General features: G+C 58.9%; 8 protein-coding genes. 4 read left to right on the top strand and 4 right to left on the bottom strand.

Features of this window, described 5'->3' with window-relative positions:
* Positions 1-39: 39 nt before the first annotated feature.
* Positions 40-1,290, bottom strand: a complete 1,251-nt coding sequence (locus tag AX756_RS24130; RefSeq protein ID WP_068318308.1) for an MFS transporter — start codon at positions 1,288-1,290, stop codon at positions 40-42.
* Positions 1,291-1,514: 224 nt separating this feature from the next.
* Between AX756_RS24130 and AX756_RS24125 the strand changes: the two genes are divergently transcribed.
* Entirely contained in the window at positions 1,515-2,105 is a 591-nt protein-coding gene (locus AX756_RS24125; RefSeq protein ID WP_156461674.1) for a hemerythrin domain-containing protein, read from the top strand.
* Positions 2,106-2,303: 198 nt separating this feature from the next.
* On the opposite strand, the gene AX756_RS24120 is transcribed toward AX756_RS24125, so the two are convergent.
* Positions 2,304-3,857, bottom strand: coding sequence for a winged helix-turn-helix domain-containing tetratricopeptide repeat protein (locus AX756_RS24120; protein ID WP_163886857.1), 1,554 nt, complete (start codon positions 3,855-3,857; stop codon positions 2,304-2,306).
* A 172-nt stretch (positions 3,858-4,029) separates the two neighbouring features.
* Here AX756_RS24120 and AX756_RS24115 point away from each other — a divergent pair, with 172 nt between their 5' ends.
* The gene (locus AX756_RS24115; protein ID WP_156461673.1) at positions 4,030-4,329 is read left to right on the top strand and encodes a hypothetical protein; all 300 of its coding nucleotides are present in this window, start codon (positions 4,030-4,032) and stop codon (positions 4,327-4,329) included.
* A 375-nt stretch (positions 4,330-4,704) separates the two neighbouring features.
* Here the strand turns inward: AX756_RS24115 and AX756_RS24110 are convergent, their stop codons facing one another.
* Positions 4,705-4,968 carry a helix-turn-helix domain-containing protein gene (locus tag AX756_RS24110; RefSeq protein WP_156461672.1) on the bottom strand — a complete coding sequence of 88 codons (264 nt, stop codon included), beginning with the start codon at positions 4,966-4,968 and terminating at the stop codon, positions 4,705-4,707.
* A gap of 469 nt (positions 4,969-5,437) precedes the next feature.
* On the opposite strand from AX756_RS24110, the gene AX756_RS24105 reads away from it, so the two are divergent.
* Together AX756_RS24105 and AX756_RS24100 are read left to right on the top strand one after the other, a co-directional pair.
* Complete coding sequence (locus tag AX756_RS24105; RefSeq protein WP_068318297.1) at positions 5,438-6,421, top strand: OmpA family protein; 984 nt, start codon at positions 5,438-5,440, stop codon at positions 6,419-6,421.
* Between the two features lie 4 nt (positions 6,422-6,425).
* Entirely contained in the window at positions 6,426-6,911 is a 486-nt protein-coding gene (locus tag AX756_RS24100; RefSeq protein WP_068318294.1) for a hypothetical protein, read from the top strand.
* Positions 6,912-7,070: 159 nt separating this feature from the next.
* Here AX756_RS24100 and AX756_RS24095 read toward each other — a convergent pair whose 3' ends face one another.
* Positions 7,071-7,334, bottom strand: coding sequence for a helix-turn-helix domain-containing protein (locus tag AX756_RS24095; protein ID WP_156461671.1), 264 nt, complete (start codon positions 7,332-7,334; stop codon positions 7,071-7,073).
* Positions 7,335-7,626 lie beyond the last annotated feature (292 nt).

Here is a 7,626-nt window from a genome sequence, read left to right as displayed (position 1 = left end):
ATTGAATCAGCGATCAGCCCGTCCGACAACCATAGTTTTTCAACGAAATATCCGCAAAGCAGACGCTGGTGAACTACTGATTAATCTGATTGGGTTTGAAGACCTCAGGCGAAATACCAGCGGAACAATCGCGACAACCATCAGTGCCGCGACGAGAAAGGGTGCGCCTGGAAAGTAGAGCCAAGTGCCGCGCACAAATCGTTCGAAGATACCCGTCATCATCAGAGGTGCCGCCACCGCCGCCACGGATGATAGAGACGCGATCACACCCTGGACCAGACCTTGCTGGTCTTCACCGACCCTGTTGGCTGCGAATGCGGTCATAACTGGTGGCGCCATGTCAGAGATCGCAGCGATGGGCAAAAAGATTGCAACGACCCATACCGCAGTGGCGCACCCGAAGCCGACCATCCCAATCACCGCAGCGAGGGTCGCGATCACTAGGGTCCTGAAGTCGCCCAGGTGCCGCGTCAGCTGCGGTAGGAGTCCTGCCTGTACCGCCGCGATCAGGACGCCGTAGGCAGACAAGCTCAGCCCGATCGTGAAACCGCTCCAGCCGAATACCTCCCGCCCCCAGAATGCCCAGAGTGTCGGGTACACCATATTGGAGAACTCGAACACAAAGATGCAAATGAGCGGAACGGCGAGTCCGGGAACAACGAAAGCCCGCGTTATGGCGCCAAAGGGATTGATGTCCCGTTTCCCGAAGGGGCGGCGGTTTTCCTTCCTGAGCGATTCAGGCAGAACAAACACACCGAATGCCACGTTCATCGCCGAGAGCAACGCAGCGATCCAGAAAGGCGCGGTGATGTGCCATCCCGACGCAAGACCGCCTAGCGCAGGCCCAAGGACGAAGCCGATCCCGAAGGCCGCACCGATCATCCCGAAACCCGCGGATCTCTCATGCTTTTCGGCAATGTCCGCGATGTAGGCCGTTGCAGTGATGTAGGTCGCACCCGCCATCCCCGCCAGAACACGCCCCACAAGGAGGACCCAGTAGGTCTGTGCCATAGCCATGATGACGTAGTCGATTGTCAACGTCACAAGTGCTGTGATCAGAACTGGCCTTCGCCCATATGCATCAGACAAGCCACCCACCACCGGGCCACACAGAAACATGGCCGCGGCATAGGCCGACATCATAACTCCGCCCCAGAATGCCCCTTCGGCCGTGCTATCGGCGCCGACCCGGATCATCAGGTCGGGCATGATCGGGAACACGATCCCGATGCCAATCGCATCAATCATGAGCGTGGCAAGTATGAAAAGGAATGGTCCACTGAGCTTCATGGCGTCAACCGACACCGAAACTGTTCACAGGACAAGGACTTCGTCGGAAAGCCACCGTGGTCAATAGGTCCACTTCCTGCGCTTTCCGGACGTTCACGGTGCATAGCCACTTAGCTCGCGCAGCATTTTTCCCTGAATCGTGAGCTGCCGTTCATGGTCGGCGCGGCGATTGGCCGTGGAGAGCCCGAAGCGGACGTCCTTGACTTGGCCTGCAGTTGGCCAATGTGTCCGTCACGACTGATCTTTCGAATCAATTGCTGGATGAACTGAGCCTCGACGAGGCTGACCGTCCCAAAGCGCCGCCAGTGCCGGAGGCAACGGACATACACCGTCGCCAAGGCCGACAACTGGCCGCAATCCACAGTCACTACCTTAGAGAAATGGCTCAAATCGGCGCGGTCCTGGCACGGATCGAAGCGAGGGACGCTCCGCCTGAGCACTTGAAGCGGCTCGTGCTTTCACTCGATATGGCTGAGAATTTTCGAGCGTTCGGATCGCTTTGTGGCCGTGAATGCCAAGTGCTCAAGTTTCACCACGACATTGAAAGCGCCGACATGTTCCCCCGGATTGAGGCGGCGGGTGCCGGCAGATTTCGCGAGATTGTGGCGAAGCTGAAGGCAGAGCACGAGGTCGTCCATGAGTTGATCATCCGCCTGAGCCGTGCGGCACACACATTGGCGGAAGACCCCTCAGAGGTAAATTTCGTTCAGGCCGCAAACACATTCCGAAAATTGGAAGAGGTCGTACGCTCCCATTTCGGCTACGAGGAAACCGAATTGGTGGAGGCTATCGGTTACTACCTCGGATCGATCTGACGCCGCCCTATCGTGAGACTTCCGCTCCCGGCCTTGAAGTGCAGCAAGAATAGCCACTTCAACCGAAAGAAGATGTCGTTGATGAGACAGGCGGCCTGCTAAGCCAAAATTTGAGCGATCTCGTGAGATGTCCGCACTGAGCCCAAACCAGAACGGCCCAGCGACCGTGTTTCAGTTTATGGCACCGACTTGGACCGCCTATTCCGGCAAACCGGCCAGCCTCAGCCCTTGAATGACGGCCTCTCGGTACGGAGGGTGTTCGACTGCCATCACCTGCATGATGTCGCTGATCGTGGCGGGGACGCCCAGAGCCTCGTATTCCATGACCAGCCAATCGGCGTCGTCCAACCGGCCCATGTGACCATAGGTTGCGATCTGGAGCCGCAGGGCGTTCTGCAGGTTCGCGTTGCGCTGGAGGAGTTCGGTCAGCGCGGCCTCTGCGGCTTCGTAGTCACCAAGGAAGAAGTTCGCCAGCCCAAGCGGCATGTAGTACCAATACGGTGGGATCGGGTTGCGTGCGAAGGCTTCCGAGATGGTGTTTAGCCCATCCGCCGCGCGCCCATCGGCGATCTGCACGATTGCGTAAAACGCGTAGGCATCCGTGTAGTTGGGGTCGAGTGCGATGGCCCTCTCGAATTCGGCGCTGGCTCCGGCCAAGTCCGCAACGAAGCTGCGGGACAGGAGGCGTCCGAGCGCGAAATGGGCAAAGGGCAGATCGGGTGACAGCGCCACGGCCCGTTCCGCGTGTTGCACCGCCCGCGCCACCGTGTTCGTCACGTCGCTCGTCCAGCCGTATTCGGCCCGCATACTCAGCACGATCGACAGTTGGGCATGGGCTGCGGCATAATAAGGGTCGCGCCGGATCGCCTCGGAAAAGGTCTCTTCCGCCCGACGATTGTCGGTTGCCGTCAGCAAACCGGCCAGCTCCATTCCGCGAAGGTAATTGTCGAAGGCGTCCACGTCGCGCGTGCCCCGGACCCCCAGGCGTTCGCGCTCCTGCTGCGACAGTCGGACCGACAACACGCGCACGAGTTCGGAGAGTACCCTCTCCTGGAAATCGAACACCTCGGCTTCGGCCCCCGCATAGCTATCGGCCCAGAGGTTTTCGCCGCTCGCGCCATCGATAAGCGCCGCAGTGATCCGCAGGGTGTTCCCCTCGCGTCGCACGCTCCCCTCCACGAGGTAGGAAACGTTCAACTCATCTGCGACCTGTCGCGGATCGCTTGTTTGCTGGGCGACCGAGAACGAAGCGGCGCGTGATACGACCCTGAGGTCGGCGATCCTGGAAAGATCGACGATCAGCTCTTCGGCGAGGCCGTTGGAATAATATGACTGCGCTGCGTCGCCGCTCAGATTCTCGAAAGGCAGAACGGCGATCGATTGCACGTTTGATGCGACCGGTTCGCGGGGCGTGAACAACAGAGCAGCCAGAGCGACAACCGCGACAACCGCCAGGATGGCGATCCGCGCGGGTGTTAGTAGGGACGCGCGATGCGACCCATCGGACGACACATCGAGACAATAGCCCTGTTTCGGCACCGTTCGCAGGAGAGCGCCCGCCTCCGGACCGAGAGCCTTCCGGATTTCCGAGATGCACTGAACGAGGCTGTCGTCGGTCACGTGGGTGTCCGGCCAGACCCGCTGCATCAGGTTGTCTTTCGTGACGAGCGCCCCGGCCTGTTCGCTCAGAACCGATAACACGTGAAGCGATTGCGGGCGCAATGGCACCAGATTGCCGTCGGGGTCACGCAACTCATTTGGCTGCTGATGAAAACAAAACCCCATAATATCAATAGTTTCACGTGATTTCAGCATTTTTTCGTGGCCGCTTTCGTGACTTTCGTCGTCGCTGTAACGCCCCACTGGAGGCAGACGCTCGCCATCGAAGGGCGTTTCGAACTCAACCAATGCAATGGAGTGCACAATGAAAAGTATTACCGAATCCGCAGCGTTTGTCGCCTCTTTCGGGCTGACGGTGACGATCCTGGCAAGTGCTGCAGAGGCAGTCCCGGAGAGTTGCCCGGCGGTTGCATTGGTGAGCGTGAACGGAGAGCAAGTCGAGTTACCCGCTGATACTGCTACGCAAGTGACGATGCTGCAGCAGTATGGCGCTCGTTACGAACGGGTGATCGACCTGATCCTCGAAGAAAACGCCAAGCCTGAATGGACCTTTGCAGAATTCTGCACCCCACATGGTGTCGGCTTGCTTGCAATTGCCGAGTGATACGAGCCTGGCAGGCAAAACGTGGTGCTCGGTGGAGCCTGCCAGCCCCGATGTGAGCTGCCACGACCCAGATCGACAAAGACACATGTCTGCTTCGTCAGCTGACCTTCCCTCTGACAAAGCCGCAGCGACCGTCTGCTTCTCTTCTGCTTGGACTGCTGATGAAGGAGATGTGCAGAGTTTGCTGCATTGCCGAGAATGACCGCATGGTCGGCATTCACGACCTTGCGGCCAGCGCACCATACTTGCCGATACACACGGAGCACCGGTCCTAGGTGTTTGATCCCAGGTTTTGATGGTGCGATCCATTCGTTGGAATGGAAGGACGCCTTATGGGACAAGTTCGCCACGGCTGCGCTACGACTACGCACGCAGTCAGAGCAGCAATACAGCGTTCGTAAGCTTGGGATCGAAAACCAGGTTCAACGTGCCCCAGATCTCGGGATGATACTCGAGCATGGCGATACGGGCAAAGTCGATTGGGTCCACGTCGCAGGCTTCGGCAAGCGCCGGAATGCGTTCGATCGGCACCTTGGTCTCGCCGGTCTTCATCATCGACAGCACGTTCGGCTTGGGAAATCCCGCGCGTTGCGCGATCTCGCGTTGCGTCAGGCCCGAGGTCTCGATGGCGGTGGTCAGGAAAGCGGCGGGGGCTCTTGGTCATGTCATGCTCAACAGTTTGCTTCGTTCACTGCTGATATAGAAGGACGCGTGCGATCCGGGCTGGGGCAAGGGCGAAGGATCGAGCGAGGCGATGAAAGGCCGCGTCGTGGTCTGACCCTGCGGAAGCTTGTCGTTGAGACGGCTGTCTGTGCTGGCCTGCCTGACATCGGTCGCCGCGAGCCGAGAGAGTGGTCTGCGCGAGTTTAACAATCGTGTACGAACCCGAGCGGACCTTCGTGGAAGCAGCAGAATGACCGGAACGAGCCCAAACTGCCGGATGCTTCGTGTAGCATAGAGTTACGCTTCGCCGAAAGCGCTTGACCAGGATCAATGCTCCACAAATTCAAATGAACGACTGTGTCCTCAGCGATGGAATTCGCGTTTCTACGTTGAGCACATCTCGCGGCCTCCGCAAGCGCTGCCATTTCACTGAAAGGAAGCTGTCATGCGCATTTTTCCAGCACTTGCACTGATAATTGGTTTGGCGGCCCCTGCTTTCGCGCAGGATATCCTGTCTGATGCCCCCGGTACCAGTGATCCGCCCGAGTTGAAGCGCATTGAGGGGGCCTTTATCATTGGCTACGATCAATCGGGTTTCGACGAGCTGTCCGTGCCAATGAGCAAGGTCACCTATGACGGCCCTGAAACGAGCGTCACGCTGGAAGGACCGCGCACGCGCGTGATCTACCTCGTGCCAGGGGACCGGTCGCCACTGGAAGTCATCCGAAACTACGAGGCCGAGTTGACCGAGGCAGGCTACGAAATGCTTTATGTCTGCGGAGGGCAAGACTGCGGACCTGCCAGCGCGATGTCGCAATATCTGTACCCGCGCGATGCTCAACTGAAGACACTTGGCCGGATAACGGCGAGTGTGTTCAGCCTGCCGCGCGACGATCATCGCTATCTCGTTGCGACCAATTCAGAAACCAACCGAACCGTTTCAATTTACGTAGCGTTCGAGACATTTGATCACTTTCCGGAGCTGTCGGAGAAAACTCTGATCCTCCTGGACGTGATCGAGGGCGAAGCGCTTACCCGTAGAATGGAGTTGGTGTCAGCCGAGGAAATGGCCCTCAGTCTTGAAACGGTTGGGCGCGTGTCCCTGTACGGCGTTCAGTTCGCCCATGATTCCGACGCGCTGACACCCGAGTCCGCCCCCACCCTGCAAGAAATCGCCAAATTCCTCGCGGCGGAACCCGACAGACAGGTTTTCATCGTTGGTCACACCGATATGACCGGAGGCTATGAGTACAACATTGATCTATCTCAGCGTCGGGCGAGCTCGGTTGTGCTGGCCTTGACCGGACAATACGGGATCGCACAGGCCCGGTTGGAGCCAGCAGGCGTGGGCCCATTGGCCCCTGTTGCCGAGAATCAAACCGACGAGGGGCGCGCATTGAACCGCCGCGTCGAACTGGTGCAAAGGTAGTCCGATGAAAAGCGTTGCGACTGTTCTGGCCCTGTTGACCGGGCTGCCTGCTATGGCCGACACAAACCTGCCTTTCGCGTGTGACATCTTGGAAGAGATCAATATCGCTGCAACATTGGGCGCTGGCACCAGCTATGTGCCCGGGATTTTGATGGAGAACGCGCAGGTTCGGTTAAGCCTGTGCTCGGCTGACACACCGGACCTATCCCTACGCATGACCTTGATGGTGCGCGAACGCCTCGCCGCGAACGGGCCGGATGCCGCAACCCTGCGAGCGCAAATGGTCAGCGAACTCAAGGACACCATTGGCAACGCAGCGGTCATCGAGGAGCGACAGATCGGCGATGCCGCTGTCTGGGTAGGCGAGATTGGTCAGCTGACCGTTTGGCACCGTGGCGGGCGTGTCATGTTCATCTTCAGTCCTACTCCGATGCGGGATCGCGCCGCTGCCGAAGCCGCCGCGGCGGCTGTACTGGACGCCTTTCCCTGATCCTCCGCGCTGTCGGACCGCCTCGTCCTGGCGCTCCTGCAAATCCTGGGATCTCAGCGGTGTTTGATCCCAGGTTTTGAAGGTGCGATCCATTCGTTGGAATGGAAGGACGCCTTATGGGACAAGTTCGCCACGGCTGCGCTACGACTACGCACGCAGTCAGAGCAGCAATACAGCGTTCGTAAGCTTCGGATCGAATACCAAGTTCAGCGTGCCCCAGACCTCCAGGTGGTACTCGCGCATGGCAATGCGCGCGAAGTCGATCGGATCTGCATCGCATGCTTCGGCAAGCGCCGGAATGCGTTCGATCGGCACCTTGGTCTCGCCGGTCTTCATCATCGAAAGCACATTCGGCTTGGGAAATCCCGCGCGTTGCGCGATCTCGCGTTGGGTCAGGCCCGACTTCTCGATGGCGGTGGTCAGGAAGGCGGCGGGGGCTCTTGGTCATATCATGCTCAGCAGCGTTGTTTCATTCACTGCTGATATAGAAGGACGCGTTCGATCCGGGCGGGGGCAAGGACGGATGACTGAGCAGAGAGATGAGAAGGTCAAGTCGTGCTCCGCCATGGCCAAAGCTTGTAGCTGAGGACGGCTTTCCGCTCTGTCTTTTTCTTGATCGCGGCGAGGCACCCCGGCACGAAAAGCTAGAGTTCAACGGTCGTGAACGGCCGAGGCTGTGTGAAAACTCGGCGGCATGATATCCTTTTTGCGCAGG

The organism is Aliiruegeria sabulilitoris (assembly GCF_001558155.1).
Lineage (GTDB): Bacteria > Pseudomonadota > Alphaproteobacteria > Rhodobacterales > Rhodobacteraceae > Tropicimonas > Tropicimonas sabulilitoris.
This window is presented reverse-complemented; position numbering and strand designations above follow the sequence as displayed.

Excerpts from the sequence above, each read along its gene's own strand:
- AX756_RS24130 (WP_068318308.1), bottom strand. The coding sequence starts at position 1,290 with ATGAAGCTCAGTGGACCATTCCTTTTCATACTTGCCACGCTCATGATT.
- AX756_RS24115 (WP_156461673.1), top strand. The coding sequence starts at position 4,030 with ATGAAAAGTATTACCGAATCCGCAGCGTTTGTCGCCTCTTTCGGGCTG.
- AX756_RS24105 (WP_068318297.1), top strand. The coding sequence starts at position 5,438 with ATGCGCATTTTTCCAGCACTTGCACTGATAATTGGTTTGGCGGCCCCT.
- AX756_RS24100 (WP_068318294.1), top strand. The coding sequence starts at position 6,426 with ATGAAAAGCGTTGCGACTGTTCTGGCCCTGTTGACCGGGCTGCCTGCT.